At 59.4% G+C, this 15,790-nt stretch carries 17 protein-coding genes and 1 riboswitch; of the genes, 10 read left to right on the top strand and 7 right to left on the bottom strand.

Going from position 1 to position 15,790, the window contains the following annotated elements:
- The first annotated feature begins 86 nt into the window (after positions 1-86).
- The 8 genes from AC1D2R_RS04125 to sugE all read left to right on the top strand — a co-directional run bounded on the left by AC1D2R_RS04125 (position 87) and on the right by sugE (position 8,313).
- Positions 87-1,007, top strand: coding sequence for a DMT family transporter (locus AC1D2R_RS04125; RefSeq protein ID WP_477965029.1), 921 nt, complete (start codon positions 87-89; stop codon positions 1,005-1,007).
- A 97-nt stretch (positions 1,008-1,104) separates the two neighbouring features.
- Positions 1,105-1,812: a hypothetical protein gene (locus tag AC1D2R_RS04130; protein ID WP_477965031.1), complete on the top strand. Its 708-nt coding sequence runs from the start codon at positions 1,105-1,107 to the stop codon at positions 1,810-1,812.
- Between the two features lie 88 nt (positions 1,813-1,900).
- A complete protein-coding gene (locus AC1D2R_RS04135; protein WP_477965033.1) occupies positions 1,901-3,910 on the top strand; it encodes an acetyl-CoA carboxylase biotin carboxylase subunit in 2,010 nt (669 codons plus the stop codon).
- A 101-nt stretch (positions 3,911-4,011) separates the two neighbouring features.
- Positions 4,012-5,280, top strand: a complete 1,269-nt coding sequence (locus AC1D2R_RS04140) for a zinc metalloprotease (protein ID WP_477965035.1) — start codon at positions 4,012-4,014, stop codon at positions 5,278-5,280.
- 135 nt (positions 5,281-5,415) lie between these two features.
- Positions 5,416-6,543 (top strand): S-(hydroxymethyl)glutathione dehydrogenase/class III alcohol dehydrogenase, encoded by a 1,128-nt coding sequence (locus tag AC1D2R_RS04145; protein WP_477965037.1) that lies wholly within the window; start codon positions 5,416-5,418, stop codon positions 6,541-6,543.
- A 52-nt stretch (positions 6,544-6,595) separates the two neighbouring features.
- Positions 6,596-7,057 (top strand): YaiI/YqxD family protein, encoded by a 462-nt coding sequence (locus tag AC1D2R_RS04150; RefSeq protein ID WP_477965039.1) that lies wholly within the window; start codon positions 6,596-6,598, stop codon positions 7,055-7,057.
- A gap of 1 nt (position 7,058) precedes the next feature.
- Positions 7,059-7,892: an S-formylglutathione hydrolase gene (fghA, locus tag AC1D2R_RS04155; RefSeq protein WP_477965041.1), complete on the top strand. Its 834-nt coding sequence runs from the start codon at positions 7,059-7,061 to the stop codon at positions 7,890-7,892.
- A gap of 106 nt (positions 7,893-7,998) precedes the next feature.
- Positions 7,999-8,313 (top strand): quaternary ammonium compound efflux SMR transporter SugE, encoded by a 315-nt coding sequence (gene sugE / locus AC1D2R_RS04160; protein ID WP_477965043.1) that lies wholly within the window; start codon positions 7,999-8,001, stop codon positions 8,311-8,313.
- Positions 8,314-8,353: 40 nt separating this feature from the next.
- Here sugE and AC1D2R_RS04165 read toward each other — a convergent pair whose 3' ends face one another.
- From AC1D2R_RS04165 to crcB, 7 genes are all read right to left on the bottom strand, one after another.
- Positions 8,354-8,746 carry a DoxX family protein gene (locus tag AC1D2R_RS04165; protein ID WP_477965045.1) on the bottom strand — a complete coding sequence of 131 codons (393 nt, stop codon included), beginning with the start codon at positions 8,744-8,746 and terminating at the stop codon, positions 8,354-8,356.
- Positions 8,747-8,871: 125 nt separating this feature from the next.
- Positions 8,872-10,404 (bottom strand): acyl-CoA carboxylase subunit beta, encoded by a 1,533-nt coding sequence (locus AC1D2R_RS04170; protein ID WP_477965047.1) that lies wholly within the window; start codon positions 10,402-10,404, stop codon positions 8,872-8,874.
- A gap of 32 nt (positions 10,405-10,436) precedes the next feature.
- Positions 10,437-10,895, bottom strand: a complete 459-nt coding sequence (locus tag AC1D2R_RS04175) for a hypothetical protein (RefSeq protein WP_477965049.1) — start codon at positions 10,893-10,895, stop codon at positions 10,437-10,439.
- A 70-nt stretch (positions 10,896-10,965) separates the two neighbouring features.
- On the bottom strand, positions 10,966-11,751 hold the full coding sequence (locus AC1D2R_RS04180; RefSeq protein ID WP_477965051.1) for an ATP12 family chaperone protein: 786 nt from the start codon (positions 11,749-11,751) through the stop codon (positions 10,966-10,968).
- 9 nt (positions 11,752-11,760) lie between these two features.
- On the bottom strand, positions 11,761-12,414 hold the full coding sequence (locus tag AC1D2R_RS04185) for an HAD-IA family hydrolase (RefSeq protein WP_477965053.1): 654 nt from the start codon (positions 12,412-12,414) through the stop codon (positions 11,761-11,763).
- Positions 12,411-13,406 carry an RluA family pseudouridine synthase gene (locus AC1D2R_RS04190; RefSeq protein WP_477965055.1) on the bottom strand — a complete coding sequence of 332 codons (996 nt, stop codon included), beginning with the start codon at positions 13,404-13,406 and terminating at the stop codon, positions 12,411-12,413. The genes AC1D2R_RS04185 and AC1D2R_RS04190 overlap by 4 nt, the downstream gene beginning before the upstream one ends.
- Positions 13,407-13,496: 90 nt before the next feature.
- Positions 13,497-13,874: a fluoride efflux transporter CrcB gene (gene crcB / locus AC1D2R_RS04195; RefSeq protein WP_477965057.1), complete on the bottom strand. Its 378-nt coding sequence runs from the start codon at positions 13,872-13,874 to the stop codon at positions 13,497-13,499.
- 132 nt (positions 13,875-14,006) lie between these two features.
- Between crcB and AC1D2R_RS04200 the strand changes: the two genes are divergently transcribed.
- Positions 14,007-14,276, top strand: coding sequence for a hypothetical protein (locus AC1D2R_RS04200; protein ID WP_477965059.1), 270 nt, complete (start codon positions 14,007-14,009; stop codon positions 14,274-14,276).
- Positions 14,277-14,386: 110 nt separating this feature from the next.
- Positions 14,387-14,479: riboswitch (glycine riboswitch) on the top strand.
- Positions 14,480-14,633: 154 nt separating this feature from the next.
- Positions 14,634-15,770 carry a glycine cleavage system aminomethyltransferase GcvT gene (gcvT, locus tag AC1D2R_RS04205; RefSeq protein ID WP_477965061.1) on the top strand — a complete coding sequence of 379 codons (1,137 nt, stop codon included), beginning with the start codon at positions 14,634-14,636 and terminating at the stop codon, positions 15,768-15,770.
- Positions 15,771-15,790: the final 20 nt, after the last annotated feature.

The following is a 15,790-nucleotide window of genomic DNA, read 5'->3' on the forward strand; positions in this document are numbered from 1 at the left end:
CGCGCGCTTCATCTCTTTCAAAGAGTCTTTCGAGAGGTTTTATCGTCTTTAAACGGCTGGCTCCAGCCCAATGAGATTTCTCGTCGATGCCTGATCAATCCGACCAGCATAACCCCCTGCAAGGCATGGCCCTTATGGCCGGCGCCATGATCGTCCTGCCGGCCATGGATGCGATCGCCAAGTACATGGCGACGTTCGAGGGGATGTCGCCCGGCCAGGTCACCTTCTACCGATTCTTTTTTCAGGTCGTCTGCACCCTGCCGATTCTCCTCGCCTTTTTTGGGTGGACGGCTCTGCACGCAAAGCGGCCGTGGATGAATCTGCTTCGCGGCGCCCTTCACGGGGCGGCCAGCCTGCTGTTTTTCGTTGCCGTCAAATACATGCCATTGGCGGATGTATTCGCGATCTATTTCGTCGAGCCCTTCATGCTTGCCGGCCTTTCTGCGCTGTTCCTCGGCGACAAGGTCGGCTGGCGGCGCTGGACGGCGATCGTCGTCGGCTTCGGCGGCGCGATGATCGTCATTCAGCCGAGTTACGAGATCTTCGGCCTGAAAGCTCTCCTGCCGGTGTTCTGCGCGTTTCTGTTTTCGCTCTATCTCTTTATGAACAGGGCTATCGGCATGGCGGATTCGCCGTTGACGATGCAGACGATGGCGGGCATTGGCGGTACGGCGTTCATGACGGCTGCATTGTTCGTTGGAAACCGCCTGGGAGTGAGCGATTTCGAACTATCGCTGCCCTCGTCAGTTCTCGGGCTCGTTCTGCTCGTCATTCTGGGTTCGCTCTCCGGCTATGTCCATATGATCGTGGTTAGGGCTTTCCGAATGGCGCCGCTTTCGCTCCTGGCGCCCTTCCAGTATTTCGAGATCATTTCGGCCACCGTGCTCGGCTACGCACTCTTCGGCGACTTTCCGAGCTTCTCGAAGTGGATCGGCATCCTCATCATTGTTGCGTCCGGCCTTTTCATCATATGGCGCGAGCGCGTGCGGTCGCTAAAAGCCGTGTGATTGAGCCAATTCTTCGTTAACCTCGCATATTGATGGATCGTCAATTTGCTGTCGCTAGAACACTCCTTGGCTTCATGATGAGGCCTGGAGATAAAAGATGAGCGAATTTCGACTCGCTTTTCCGGCATGCGTCATCGCCGGGAAGCATCGCTTGGCCGTCGAAGACATCGGCCTGCTGCGTAAGCACAGCTTTCCGGATGGGATCCGGACGGCCGATGACGTCGTTGTGATGCTGGCCCTCAACAATTCATGCCCTGAGAAATGTCCCGAGTGGAATGCGTTCTTCGTCGAGCAACTCGCCGCGTTCATCGTCAATTACAGCTATCCGCAGGGAACCCTCGACGAGATCAACGTCGCCTGGCTTATGCGCATGGTTGCGACCGGCGGTGTCGTGAACTCTGCGTTGGAGCTGGAGCTCGTGCTTCACGTGATCGAGGTTGCCGCGCATGTCCCTGACGAGTTGCGCGCTTTTGCGCTTGATCAACTTCGCCTTGCCATTTCGCAGCATGTAGGCGGCTATCACCTCTGCCGTTCCGTTGATCGCAAGGGCATCACACGACAGGATGTCGACTACGCCATGCGCATTCTTCGTGGCATCTGCGATGGCGGCGACATTAACGTGCAGCCGCAGACCTGGGGTGTGCTCATGCGGATCGGTGAGGAAACCCTGCCTACGGCGAATCACCCGCGCTGGGCGAACATTCTGGCGGCCCTGCGTCTCGTCGAGTATGCAGAACCGGCTCGACGCAGCCGCTGGCTGCGCATCGTCGATGACTCTCTCGGCGGCGAGACGGCCGTCGCGTGACCTCGACCGCATGTTCGTATTTCGCCTGATTGTGCGCTCCGGTCTTTCTGCGTAAGACTCCGGAACACATGTCACGGGTGGAGCCTTCATGTTCGAGAAAATTCTGATCGCGAATCGCGGCGAGATCGCTTGCCGTGTCATCAAGACTGCGCGCCGCATGGGAATTGCGACCGTCGTGGTCTATTCGGACGCCGATCGGGATGCGCTGCACGTCGAAATGGCCGATGAGGCCGTGCACATCGGCCCTGCCGCGGCCACCGAAAGCTATCTCGTAGCGGAAAAGATAATCGCTGCCTGCAAGCAGACCGGCGCGCAGGCGGTGCATCCGGGCTATGGGTTCCTGTCCGAGCGTGCCTCCTTCTGCGAAGCGCTTGAGAAGGAAGGCATCGTTTTCATTGGTCCGAAGCCCAAGGCGATAAAGGCCATGGGCGACAAGATCGAATCGAAGAAATTCGCTAACGCTGCCAAGGTGTCGACCGTTCCCGGTTACCTCGGGGTCATCGAGGACGCCGTGCACGCCGAAAGGATCGCCGCCGAAATCGGTTACCCCGTCATGATCAAGGCCTCTGCAGGCGGTGGCGGCAAGGGAATGCGGATTGCCTGGAGCGAAATCGAGGTGCGCGATGGCTTCGATCGCGCGCGTTCCGAGGCGAAGAGCTCCTTCGGCGATGATCGCGTCTTCATCGAGAAATACGTCGTCGATCCGCGTCACATCGAGATCCAGGTCCTGGCGGACGCGCATGGCAATGTCGTTTATCTCGGAGAGCGTGAGTGCTCCATCCAGCGCCGAAACCAGAAGGTCGCCGAAGAGGCGCCCTCGCCTTTCCTTGACGAGGCGACGCGTGCAGCCATGGGCGAGCAGTCCTTGGCGCTCGCCAAAGCAGTGGATTACCAGAGTGCCGGCACTGTGGAGTTCATCGTTGACCGCGATCGCAATTTCTACTTCCTCGAAATGAATACACGCCTGCAGGTCGAACATCCCGTGACCGAACTCGTGACCGGTATCGATCTCGTGGAGCAGATGATCCGCGTCGCAGCAGGCGAAAAGCTTCCGTTTGCGCAAGGCGACATCAAGCTCAACGGCTGGGCGATCGAAAGCCGGCTGTATGCCGAAGATCCCTATCGCAATTTCATGCCCTCCATCGGCCGCCTGACACGCTATCAGCCGCCGGCGGAAGGCCAGTTCGGCAATGCCGTCGTTCGCAACGATACAGGCGTCTTCGAAGGTGCCGAGATCTCCGTGTACTACGACCCGATGATCGCCAAGCTCTGCACCTGGGCACCGACGCGTCTCGAAGCAATCGAGGCGATGAGCCAAGCCCTCGACGGCTTCGTGGTCGATGGCATCGAACACAATGTGCCCTTCCTATCCGCGCTGATGAAACATCCGCGCTGGCGCGAGGGGCGCCTGTCGACCGGCTTTATCGCCGAAGAATATCCGGATGGCTTCGCTCCGATGATGCCCGACGAGGGGCAGCAGGCAAGCCTCGCCGCAATCGCCATGTCAGCCGCGCTGATCGAGACAAACCGGCGCGAGCGCTTCGGCGACAGGCTGCGCTCTGCCTCCGGCGCGCTCCGCGAGGAATGGACTGTGAAGCTCAATGAGCAATACGTCGACATCCGGCTGGTCGACGGCCCAGTCACCATCCCCTTCGACATGGACATGGCTGTCGGCGACAAGGTTGTGAACATCGTCACCGATTGGAGACCGGGCGATCCGGTCTGGCGTGGAGACGTCGGGAAAGTCAGCGTCACGGCGCAGCTGAGGCCGATCCTCAACGGCATCAGGCTCGATTGGCAGGGCCTATCGGTAAAGGCCAAAGTCTTCACGCCGCGCCATGCAGAGTTGGACAAGCTGATGCCGGTCAAGTTGCCTCCGGACACGTCTAAGCTTTTACTGTGCCCAATGCCAGGGCTCGTCGTCTCGGTTGCCGTGACTGAGGGTCAGGAGGTCAAGGCGGGCGAGACGCTTGCCGTGGTCGAAGCAATGAAGATGGAAAACGTCCTGCGTGCCGAGCGCGACCTGACTGTTGGAAAGATCAACGCCAAGGCCGGTGAAAGCCTGGCGGTCGACGCGGTGATCATGGAGTTTGCCTGAGCCGTTTTGGCACATTGCGGCATCACAAAACGATTCGCTTTTGTTAACGGGTCGGGACCTAAAATGGCGCCGTCCAGCAACCTGCCGGATGGAGTGCGCAAATGACTGTGCTGCAATCGGCGATCCTGCTGCTGTTCATCAATCTCGGCTTGCTTGGGCTGTTGATGCGCCTACCGCTCGGGATCAGGACGCTGCATATGAGCCGTACCTTCCAATGTTCGCCCGAGACGCTCTGGAATGCCATGCATCCGGCAGGCGCCTCTGGGAACTGGCACCACTCGGTGATCACGAGCAAGCCCCTTGCAAGCCGCCACGGCGTTGTCGAGCAGACTTACACCCACTCGGACAAAAATGGCGCGCCTCTGCGCAGGCTGCTCGCTCTTGAACCTTTGCTCGTGGTATCCGGCAATGCCCACGGCTTTCAATCGTCCGTCATCGACGACAGCACACTGGATCCATCGTTCTGGAAAGACTTTCGCGAGCGCCGCATTGTCCGCCCGGCACCCGACGGTGCCATGCTGGAGATCGATCAGACTGATCGCTATCGTGGTCTCGCCTTTCTGGTTTTCCGCTACGTTGCTCTGAGGCGGGAAATGCAGGCGCTGGAGGGTTGGCTGAAGACCGGTGAATCGCATCCGCAGGGCCACTTCGAGCACCCGCTCGTGCAGTTTGGCCTTGCAATCCTCTCCACCCTCCTTCTGTGGCCCTTCCTCGGCCTCACGATGCAGGGTCTGATGATCTCGACATTTCTCACCCTGGTGATCGCCTTGCACGAGCTGGGGCATATGGCAGCGTACCGGATGTTCGGCCACGTCTCCGTCAGAATGATCTTCGTGCCGCTTCTGGGCGGACTGGCAATCGGCGGCAGGCCCTACCGTTCCCTGTTCGAAGTCGCGACCTGTGCGCTGATGGGGGCGGGAATGTCCGCATTCCTCGTTCCAATTCTCATCGTTGCCCACCAGCTCGCCGGCACGGGAATCCTACCTGCGGTTTCAAGCTCCCCACTGCTGGTCTTCCTGTTGATTTTGGGTGCATTCAACCTGCTCAACCTCCTCCCGATGCACCGCTTCGACGGCGGGCAGGTCCTGCGGCAGATTTTCCGCACCAGGTGGTCGCAGATTACCGCCAGTTTCGTCGTTACCCTTTGCATCCTCTTGATCGGCTTTGAGATCGGCCTCTCTGCGAATATGTTGACGGTCGGGCTGCTGGTTTTTACCGTCGTCAGCCTGATCGGAGTGCGATCGGTCAAACCGCGCCAGAAGCTCGATGAGATGACGGACCCGGAGCGCATGCTGGTTGGGTTTGGCCTCTATGCTGCCATCGCCATGCATGGATATGCGATCGTATTTTCCATCGGCAACCTCTTCTGACGCAGGCTGCACAGAAACCGGCGCAACCTTCTCATCGGACAAGGAAATTAGCACCGTTAGCGGGTTTTCCCTTGAGCCGCCCTTGCCCCGCGTGCAAAAGTCCGCGCGATCAAATCAGTATTGGAGACCCCGAAGATGGACGTTCGCGCCGCCGTTGCCGTACAGGCTGGAAAACCGCTCGAAGTCATGACCGTACAGCTCGAAGGACCGCGAGCCGGCGAGGTGCTGGTCGAGGTGAAGGCGACGGGCATTTGCCATACGGATGATTTCACTCTCTCCGGTGCCGATCCGGAAGGCCTCTTCCCGGCGATTCTCGGCCATGAGGGTGCGGGCATCGTTGTCGATGTCGGGCCGGGCGTGACTTCGGTCAAGAAAGGCGACCACGTCATTCCGCTTTACACGCCAGAGTGCCGGGAGTGCTATTCCTGCCTGTCGCGCAAGACCAATCTGTGCACCTCGATCCGTGCAACGCAGGGCCAGGGACTGATGCCGGACGGCACGTCGCGCTTCTCGATCGGCAAGGACAAGATCCATCACTATATGGGCTGCTCGACCTTCGCCAACTTCACCGTCTTGCCTGAGATTGCGCTTGCCAAGGTCAATCCGGACGCACCGTTCGACAAGATCTGCTACATCGGCTGCGGCGTCACTACTGGCATCGGCGCAGTCATCAACACCGCCAAGGTGGAAATCGGTTCGACCGCCATCGTCTTCGGTCTAGGCGGCATCGGCCTGAACGTGCTGCAGGGCCTTCGCCTCGCCGGTGCCGACATGATCATAGGCGTCGACATCAACAATGACCGCAAGGCCTGGGGCGAAAAGTTCGGCATGACGCACTTTGTCAATCCGAAGGAAGTCGGCGACGACATCGTGCCACACCTCGCCAACATGACGAAGCGCAACGGCGACTTGATCGGCGGCGCAGACTATACGTTCGACTGCACCGGCAACACCAAGGTCATGCGCCAGGCGCTGGAATCCTCGCATCGCGGCTGGGGCAAGTCGATCATAATAGGCGTCGCCGGTGCCGGCCAGGAAATATCCACCCGTCCCTTCCAGCTCGTCACGGGCCGTAACTGGATGGGCACCGCATTCGGCGGTGCCCGTGGACGCACCGACGTGCCGAAGATCGTCGACTGGTACATGGAGGGCAAGATCCAGATCGATCCGATGATCACCCACACAATGTCGCTGGAAGACATCAACAGGGGCTTTGAACTGATGCATTCCGGCGAAAGCATCCGTGGCGTGGTGGTCTATTGAGGCCTGCCAATGGAAGGCGGCGATTGCGCCGTCCTCCGACGAGGTTCCTAGCATGATTTATGTCGACGCCGACGCATGTCCCGTGAAGCCGGAAATATTGAAGGTTGCCGAACGCCATGCCATCGAGGTGACATTCGTCGCCAACTCCGGCCTGCGCCCATCGCGCGATCCGATGATCCGCAACGTCATCGTCTCAAATGCCTTCGACGCTGCCGACAACTGGATTGCCGAGCACGCAGGACCGGGTGACCTGGTCGTGACCGCGGATGTGCCTCTGGCCGTTCGTTGTGTCGCAACAGGTGCGTTCGTCAGCGGCCCGACCGGCCGCGTGTTCGACGATACCAATATCGGCATGGCTAGTGCCATGCGGGATCTTGGAGCCCATCTCAGGGAAACCGGCGAAAGCAAGGGTTATAACGCCGCCTTCAGCCCGAAGGATCGATCTCGCTTCCTCGAAACATTCGATCGGCTGTGCCGTCGCGCCAAGGCCGCTGTCCCAAAGACCGGAGAATAGAATGAACGTCCTTTCCCAGGCGACCGCTTTCGGCGGCATGCAAGGCGTATTCACGCACACCTCCGAAACCTGCAAATGCGACATGACATTTGCGGTCTTCGTACCACCACAAGCCACCAAGGAGCCCTGCCCTGTTCTCTGGTACCTTTCGGGCCTGACCTGCACGCACGCCAACGTCGTGGAAAAGGGTGAATACCGGCGCATGGCCGCCGAACTCGGTCTCATCGTCGTCTGCCCGGACACGAGCCCGCGCGGCAATGACGTGCCCGACGAACTTACCAACTGGCAGATGGGCAAAGGCGCCGGATTCTACCTCGATGCGACAGAGGAGCCTTGGTCCGAGAATTACCAGATGTACAGCTACATCACCGAGGAACTTCCCGCTTATGTCAGCCAGCACTTTCGCATCGACATGAGCCGGCAGGGCATCTTCGGTCACTCCATGGGTGGCCATGGCGCGATGACCATAGCCCTCAGGAACCCGGAACGTTTCAGGAGCTGCTCGGCCTTTGCGCCAATCGTCGAGCCTTCGACGGCCAACTGGTCCGCGCCCGCGCTGCAAAAATATCTGGGCGCGGATCGCGCCGCGTGGCGCCGGTACGACGCCTGCGCTCTGGTAAGCGACGGTGCACGCTTCCCGGACTTCCTGATCGACCAGGGCAACGCCGACGGCTTTCTCGAAAACGGCCTCCGGCCTTGGCTCTTCGAAGAGGCTGTCGCCAAGACGGACATCAAGCTTACGCTGCGCATGCACGAGCGCTACGATCACTCCTATTATTTCATTTCGACCTTCATGGACGACCATCTGCGATGGCACGCGGAAAGACTGGTCTAGGCGCGCAAGAAACGGGTGGTATGGCGGCGATGCGCCTTCTTACCTTGTGTGGAGACGCACGCAAGCAGTCGCGGGGAGCGGTCTTGCTCTTGATAAGGAAATACGAATGGCATGGTTTTTACTGTTTCTCGCCGGACTTTTTGAATGCGGATGGGCGATAGGTCTGAAATACACCGATGGATTCATGCGCCCTGTTCCGACCGTCCTGACTGCAATTTCGATGGTGGTAAGCGTCATCCTGTTGGGCCTTGCGGTCAAGACCCTGCCGATCGGCACCGCCTACGCCGTGTGGACCGGCATCGGCACGGTTGGAACCGTCTTGCTTGGCATTTGGCTGCTTGGCGACCAAGCGACCGCTTTACGCCTGCTTTGCATCGGGTTGATCGTCGCCGGCATCGCTGGCCTGAAATTGACGGGATGAGACGATGCTGTGGCCAAGTCGTCGGCCACAGCTCTTTCTCTCAGGCAGTTTTACTCTGATCGACCGAAATGGCCCCGGCGCCAGAAAAGACGAAGAACAGGAAGATGAAGCAGAACAGGACCGCGCCATCGCCACCATTCAGAGCGGGATAGAAGCTCTTCGGGTAGTGCGCCATGAAATAGGCGAAGGCCATCTGGCCGGAGAGGATAAAGGCAACGGGTCGCGTCAAGAAGCCGATCAAAATAAGGATACCGCCGACTACTTCAAGAAGAGCGGCAAAAAGCATCAGAGGCGGCAGCGAGCCCTCCATCTGCGTGGCGGGGAAAGCAAAAAGCTTCATCGTGCCATGCTCGATAAACAACAAGGCGGCAATGATCCTGAGAGCGGCAAGCGCATAGGGCTGATATGCGCTCAGACGTTCAAAACTCGACATGAAAACTCTCCTTTTGTGTAATGACAGCAGAGCGTTAGCTGCTTCACAGAAAGGAATGAAGACACGGATCGCTGACGCGCGATCACTTCCTCTTGATGTTGTTTTGTTTTCCCCATTTTTACTCTTTAGAGTGGAATGTTGTCGTGTTTCTTCCACGGATTGGCCAGATCTTTGTTACGAAGCATCTTGAGACCGCGCGCAAGCCGCCTGCGTGTCGAATGCGGCATAATAACCTCGTCGATATAGCCGCGCTCGGCAGCGACGAAAGGTGATAGGAAACGGTCCTCGTACATCTTCGTATGCGCAGCGATCTTTTCCGGATCGGCGATGTCCTTGCGGAAGATGATCTCGACCGCGCCCTTGGCACCCATGACCGCGATCTGCGCTGTCGGCCAGGCATAGTTGAGGTCGCCGCGAAGGTGTTTGGACGCCATGACGTCATAGGCGCCGCCGAACGCCTTGCGTGTAATGATGGTGAGTTTCGGAACGGTCGCCTCGGCATAGGCAAAGAGCAGCTTGGCGCCGTGCTTGATCAGGCCGCCATACTCCTGCGCCGTACCCGGCAGGAAGCCAGGCACGTCGACGAACGTCACGATCGGAATGTTGAAACAGTCGCAGAAGCGCACGAAGCGCGCCGCTTTGCGCGATGCATCGCTGTCGAGCACACCGGCGAGCACCATCGGCTGGTTAGCGATAAAGCCGACGGTCGATCCCTCGATCCGCCCGAAGCCACAGACGATGTTTCTGGCGAAGCTCGCCTGGATTTCGAAGAAGTCCGCCTCGTCCACGGTCTTCAGGATTAGTTCTTTGATGTCATAGGGCTTGTTGGCGTTCGCAGGCACCAATGTATCCAGCGAGGCATCCGCTTCTGTCACCGACTGATAGCAATCGATTTCCGGAACGGCGGAAGTGTTCGATTGCGGCAACAGATCGATCAGCCTGCGCACCTGCAGCAACGCCTCGACATCGTTGTCATATGCCCCATCGGCAATCGAAGACCGTGTCGTATGCACCGACGCGCCGCCAAGCTCCTCCGCCGTCACCGTCTCGTTCGTGACCGTCTTCACCACGTCGGGGCCGGTCACGAACATGTAGGAACTGTCGCGAACCATGAAGATGAAGTCGGTCATGGCAGGCGAATAGACATCCCCGCCGGCGCACGGCCCCATGATGACGGAAATCTGGGGGATGACGCCAGATGCCAGCACGTTGCGCTGGAAAACCTCGGCATAGCCACCTAGTGCTGCCACACCTTCCTGGATCCGCGCACCCCCGGCATCATAAATTCCAACGATCGGCGCGCGGTTCTTCAACGCCATATCCTGGACTTTCATGATCTTTTCGGCATGCGCCTGCGAAAGCGAGCCTCCGAACACCGTGAAGTCCTTGGCGAACACGAAAACGGTTCGGCCGCTGACTGTTCCCCAGCCTGTCACGACGCCATCACCGGCGATTCGACTCTTGTCCATGCCAAAATCGGTCGACCGATGTTCGACGAACATGTCGAACTCCTCGAACGACCCTTCGTCGAGGAACAGGTCGATACGCTCGCGCGCCGTCAACTTGCCGCGCTTGTGCTGCGCATCGATGCGCTGCTGCCCTCCGCCCAACCTCGCGACACCGCGGCGACGCTCGAGTTCTACGAGAATTTCCTTCATGGATACTCCTCGCCGCACATGCGGCTCATGTTTTATGCGCGTCCGGCCCTAAGGGAAAATATGGAACGTATCCGGGCAGCGATGTCCTCAGCCAGAATTTCGTCGGCTGCCGTTGCGCTGTTCGATAGACTGCTCACCTCGAACGAGCTGACTGCAATAACCGTACCGTCATCCACCGATGCGGCATCAACAGCAACCTTGGCGACGCTGTGCTTTTTGTCGTAGCCCTGTCCCTTCTCAACCGAAAGGACGCGAATCGTCAGAACGACGCGCGGGTAGACCTCGGTTCGCACTGTCGTATTGATTGCCTTGTTGACGCGATCGCCGACTCCGGCAAGCACCGCCGCCGGAATATTGGGGCCGGCCAGTACCACGACATTGCGGACATCGTACACAGGCGCAGGCTGCCCCCTCGAGAAGAAGGTAGCGCAGGATGTCAGCGCGACGCAGACAAACGCGACCCGAAAAAAACACGACCTAAGCCAATCCATGTGGAAAACCCGCGCCCGCCCCCGATAGAATCGCAGATTCTCGCCATAACAGGCACCAAGGCAACCTGTTTCAGTCTCTCAACGCCAAAAAAACATTCACTGCCGCTTTGAACTCTTCGAAACGCAGTGCCCGCCGCTGTTCCGCCTCTTCATCACTACCCCAATGCTCGATTGTCCAGTCTTCATCCAAATGAGCAAGCGACCAGACCTCTTCCATCGGCAGAAAGCCTTCGGCAAAGGCAGTCGCCAGCAACGCGGAGCCGGTCAGGGTCGTAATCGTATGAACGGCAGCGAGCGCCATTGCGTCGCTGTGTCGACGCAATGCAGTCGAGAAGGCTGCAATTGCCTCGGGCGGCTGATCGTGATGCATCACGCCTTCGATCAGCATGAAGCGGGCGCCAAGGTCATTTGCCCACCAGTCGAGCACCGGATCCCAGCGTTCAGCCTGCCGTCGCACCAGCGCATCGGGACTGTCGGCCCGATAGCAGAGGAGATCGCTGGTCGAAAAGCGCACTATGTCGTCGAAGACGGCCTGCGTATCCGTGGCCACGCCATCGATAGCCGTATTGACGAGCCGCGTCACCGGCATCTTTGCCGGATCGATGACATCGACCTGTGCCTGCCATTCGGCGGCGACCAGCTCCGCGAGCGCCGGCGTCGAGACAGCCAGAGTCTGGCGTGCGGGTGTCCGTACCGCCTTGCCGTCGAGCTCGACTGCAAATCTCTCGTCGCGGGCGGCAATGGATACAGTCTTGTAGAAACGCTTCGGCAGTGGCTTCTTCATCAGGATCTGCGCGCGGCGGATCGGGTCGGGGTTGCTCAGTCCTTCGGACATGTCGTTCAGCAGATCGCGCATGGCGTCACCTCAGGAAAAATGCTTCAAAACGTCGCCGGGGCGGTAGGCGATGCTGTCGGCACCTGCGGCTACCAGGTCTTCGACGCTGGCATAGCCCCAGGATACCCCGACCGCCGTCGTGCCCGCCGCCTTTGCCATCTGCATATCGTAGACGGCATCGCCGACGACAATGGTATCGGCAGGATTCACGCCCGTTTCGCTGCAGCACTCCATCACCATGGCCGGATGCGGCTTCGACGGGCAGTCGTCCGCCGTACGCGAAACGATGAAATGCGGCGCAAAGCCGTGTGTCTCAAGGATATGGACGAGACCGCGTCGAGACTTTCCGGTTACGGCACCAATCAAGATCTCGTCCTTGCTGGAAAGAGTCTGGATGAGTGGCCTGATGCCGTCAAACAGCATCACGTCCATGGCCGGCTCATCGCGCACGTCAACGTAGATCGCCTTGTAGTGCGCGGTCATCGCCACTGCCTCGTCGTCGACATGCGGCTTTCCCTGCATGCGCGCGATCGCGATGTCCAGTGTCAGGCCGATGATAGACTTTGTCAGCGACACGTCGGGCCTGTCGTAGCCGAAATGCGTAAACGTCCGCGCCATGACCTCATGAATGAGTGCTGCGCTGTCGACCAGCGTTCCGTCGCAATCGAAGAGCGCCAGTTTCATTCCTGGTCTTCCCGTTCCGCCGATGCGAGATCAAGCCCGAGCAGGTTCCAAGTCTGCACCATATGCGGCGGCAAGGGGGCGGTGATCCGCAGCCGTCCGCCCGACGGATGCGGAATATCAATCTTGCGCGCATGCAGATGCAGCTTCTTCTGGACGCCGCCGGGGAAGTCCCAGTTCGGATCCTCGATGAAATACTTTGGGTCGCCGATGATGGGATGGCCGATATGCAGCGCATGGACGCGCAGCTGGTGCGTCCGTCCCGTATAGGGTTCCATCTCAAGCCAAGCGAGGTTCTGTGCAGCCGTTTCAAGGACGCGATAGTAGGAAATCGCGTGATCGGCTCCGTCTTCACCGTGCTTTGCAACCCGCATACGGTCGCCGTCGGCAGTTGCCTCCTTCACCAGCCAGGTGGAGATCTTGTCCTCGTGCTTGCGCGGCACGCCCCTGACCAGCGACCAGTAGGTCTTCTTGGTGTCACGCTCGCGAAAGGCGGCCGTCAGCTTCTGCGCGGCACCTCGGGTGCGGGCGATCACGAGGACACCTGACGTATCGCGGTCGAGGCGATGGACCAGCCTCGGCTTCTCGCCCTTCGGGCTGGTCCAGGCTTCCAGCATTTTGTCGATATTCCGCGTCACGCCGGATCCGCCCTGAACGGCAAGCCCGGCTGGCTTGTTCAACACGATCACCTTGTCGTCTTCATGCAACACCATGCGCTGCAGCAGCTCGTAGTCGCCCGAGTGCTTCAGATCGTGACCAGCGATCGGCGTGTTCTTCAACTTTGCATCGACGTCAAGCGGCGGTACGCGCACCATTTGTCCAGGCTGCACGCGCGCATCGGTTTTGACGCGTCCACCATCGACGCGCACCTGACCCGAGCGTATGAGTTTCTGAAGCGGACCGAAGCCGAGCCCGGGGAAATGGATCTTAAACCAGCGATCGAGCCGCATGCCCGCTTCGTCCGGTTCCACCTTTATGTGTTCAATGCCAGCCATCAATACTCTTTCGGAAAACTGTCGCTCGCGCCCAGCGCGGCCTTTGTCGCAGGCTTTAGAGCATTTTCCCTGAAAACGGAAACCGTAATCTCAGAAGACTGCACGCATGATCGCGAGACCGGCGATGACGGCAGCCATGGAAAGGCCGACGCTCGCTACTATGTAGACCGCGCCGGCCAACGCAGCGCCGCGTTCGAAGAGCGAGATAGCATCGAGCGAGAAGGCGGAGAACGTCGTGAAACCGCCGAGGAATCCTGTGATAAGAAACAATCGCAGTTCCGGCGAAGCGTCGAACCTGCGCGCGATCATTTCGGCGAAGGCGCCGATCAGGAAACAGCCGACGACATTGACGGTCAGCGTCCCCCAAGGAAACGCAGGCCCCATCGCCCGGAGCGCCCACTGACCGACATAGTATCTGAGAACGGAACCGATTGCGCCGCCAAATGCGACAAGGAGAGCTTGAGTCATGCGCTTGGTTTATCGCGCCCGAGGGCAAAATCCAATTCTCCGCTGGACAGTATCAAGCCGGAATTGGGACTGCATAAAATGCTATGGTTTTTCTTAGCCTGTCGCGAACCGGCTGTCCGGTAGAGTTATGAAATGACAGTTCTAGTCGGCAGCATATCCGCAAGCACAGCTGCCGCAGCGTTCGAAACGCTGCGGATCCCTCCTCGCGTGTCAGCGAGTACGACCGCAAAAGAAGCGCGTCGCGCCGCCGACCGAAAGACCAAACGCGACAATGGCCACGACATCGATGAAACTCCCAACGTCATACAATCCACGGAAGTGGCCCTCGACCTCATGACCATGGGACAGAAGCAGCCGCAATCGGGATTGAAGCAGGCGCTGCAGTTCTACAAGGACGTCTGACCGCGCCCAGGACTCGGTGCTCTTCATCCGTATTCCGGGTGACGCGACAAAAATTTGTTCGACGGCGACATTCCCCCTTGCCAAGTACCGTCATGGCCAGATAATTGCGCTCAACCTTGTTGGGAGAAGCCGGTCTGCTTGCGATCGGTGCCGAAGGAGCAACCGCCCCGGAAACTCTCAGGCCAAAGGACCAGCAAGGGGCAGACGGAACTCTGGAGAGAAGCGTTCTCGAAACGCTCGCCGAAGGGATAACAATCTCAGGCGAAGGGACAGAGGGGGCTCGAAAGACAAGGCGTAGCTGCGCCTGAAAGTTTGAGCCCGCGCATGGAATTCCACGCGCAAACCCCGGAGGCGTCGTTGGACGATACTGCTGCCCTCAAGAAAACCCCGCTGCATCAACTGCATGTGTCGCTCGGCGCCCGTATGGTGCCCTTCGCCGGTTATGACATGCCCGTGCAATATCCCGCCGGCGTCATGAAGGAACATTTGCAGACGCGTGCGGCTGCCGGCCTTTTCGATGTCTCTCACATGGGCCAGGTCGTCATCAAGGCGAAGTCGGGCAAGTATGAGGATGCGGCACTTGCACTCGAGAGCCTCGTTCCCGTCGATATTCTTGGCCTCGCAGAAGGTCGCCAGCGCTACGGTTTTTTCACCGACGACAATGGCGGCATCCTCGACGATCTGATGATCACGCATGTAGACGAGCACCTCTTCGTCGTCGTCAATGGGGCCCGCAAGGAGGCTGACCTCGGGCATCTAGAGAAGCATATTGGCGCTCACTGCGATATCACGCTGCTTGACCGGGGGTTGATCGCGCTTCAGGGGCCGCGGGCGGTCGATGTTCTTGCCGAACTCTGGGCGGATGTCGCCTCGATGAAATTCATGGACGTGCTCCACTGCCGTCTCCACGACGTTTCCTGTCTCGTGTCGCGCTCCGGCTATAGTGGCGAGGACGGCTACGAAATCTCAGTGCCGAACGAAATGGCTGAAGACATCGCCAAGCGCCTCCTCGAGCATCCTGACGCGCAGCCGATCGGCCTTGGAGCCCGCGATTCGCTGCGCTTGGAAGCCGGCCTCTGCCTATATGGCAACGACATCGACACCACGACGACGCCCGTTGAAGCTGCCCTTGAATGGAGTATGCAGAAGGCCCGCAAGACCGGCGGAGCCCGCGCCGGCGGATTCCCCGGTGCCGACCGCATTCTTTCCCAAATCGACCACGGCGCCACGCGGCGCCGCGTCGGCCTAAAGCCGCAAGGCAAGGCGCCGGTGCGCAGCAAGGCCAAGCTCTATGCCGATCCCGAGGGAAAAACCGAGATTGGCGAAGTCACTTCGGGCGGCTTCGGCCCGAGCGTCGAAGGCCCTGTCGCCATGGGCTACGTCCCCGTCTCACACGCTGCCGCGGGAACTGAAATCTACGCCGAGGTGCGCGGCAAGTATCTGCCCATCGCCGTCAGCCTGCTGCCCTTCATCACGCCGACCTACAAACGCTGAACCTTTTCCAGAGAGGACGA

The sequence above is a fragment of the Rhizobium sp. P1_C7 genome (assembly GCF_056406295.1).

Excerpts from the sequence above, each read along its gene's own strand:
- AC1D2R_RS04165 (WP_477965045.1), bottom strand. The coding sequence starts at position 8,746 with ATGTCGAGTTTTGAACGTCTGAGCGCATATCAGCCCTATGCGCTTGCC.
- AC1D2R_RS04185 (WP_477965053.1), bottom strand. The coding sequence starts at position 12,414 with ATGAAACTGGCGCTCTTCGATTGCGACGGAACGCTGGTCGACAGCGCA.
- AC1D2R_RS04190 (WP_477965055.1), bottom strand. The coding sequence starts at position 13,406 with ATGGCTGGCATTGAACACATAAAGGTGGAACCGGACGAAGCGGGCATG.
- AC1D2R_RS04140 (WP_477965035.1), top strand. The coding sequence starts at position 4,012 with ATGACTGTGCTGCAATCGGCGATCCTGCTGCTGTTCATCAATCTCGGC.
- AC1D2R_RS04175 (WP_477965049.1), bottom strand. The coding sequence starts at position 10,895 with ATGGATTGGCTTAGGTCGTGTTTTTTTCGGGTCGCGTTTGTCTGCGTC.
- AC1D2R_RS04130 (WP_477965031.1), top strand. The coding sequence starts at position 1,105 with ATGAGCGAATTTCGACTCGCTTTTCCGGCATGCGTCATCGCCGGGAAG.
- AC1D2R_RS04200 (WP_477965059.1), top strand. The coding sequence starts at position 14,007 with ATGACAGTTCTAGTCGGCAGCATATCCGCAAGCACAGCTGCCGCAGCG.
- AC1D2R_RS04180 (WP_477965051.1), bottom strand. The coding sequence starts at position 11,751 with ATGCGCGATCTGCTGAACGACATGTCCGAAGGACTGAGCAACCCCGAC.
- sugE (WP_477965043.1), top strand. The coding sequence starts at position 7,999 with ATGGCATGGTTTTTACTGTTTCTCGCCGGACTTTTTGAATGCGGATGG.
- fghA (WP_477965041.1), top strand. The coding sequence starts at position 7,059 with ATGAACGTCCTTTCCCAGGCGACCGCTTTCGGCGGCATGCAAGGCGTA.
- AC1D2R_RS04125 (WP_477965029.1), top strand. The coding sequence starts at position 87 with ATGCCTGATCAATCCGACCAGCATAACCCCCTGCAAGGCATGGCCCTT.
- AC1D2R_RS04135 (WP_477965033.1), top strand. The coding sequence starts at position 1,901 with ATGTTCGAGAAAATTCTGATCGCGAATCGCGGCGAGATCGCTTGCCGT.
- AC1D2R_RS04170 (WP_477965047.1), bottom strand. The coding sequence starts at position 10,404 with ATGAAGGAAATTCTCGTAGAACTCGAGCGTCGCCGCGGTGTCGCGAGG.
- AC1D2R_RS04145 (WP_477965037.1), top strand. The coding sequence starts at position 5,416 with ATGGACGTTCGCGCCGCCGTTGCCGTACAGGCTGGAAAACCGCTCGAA.
- crcB (WP_477965057.1), bottom strand. The coding sequence starts at position 13,874 with ATGACTCAAGCTCTCCTTGTCGCATTTGGCGGCGCAATCGGTTCCGTT.
- AC1D2R_RS04150 (WP_477965039.1), top strand. The coding sequence starts at position 6,596 with ATGATTTATGTCGACGCCGACGCATGTCCCGTGAAGCCGGAAATATTG.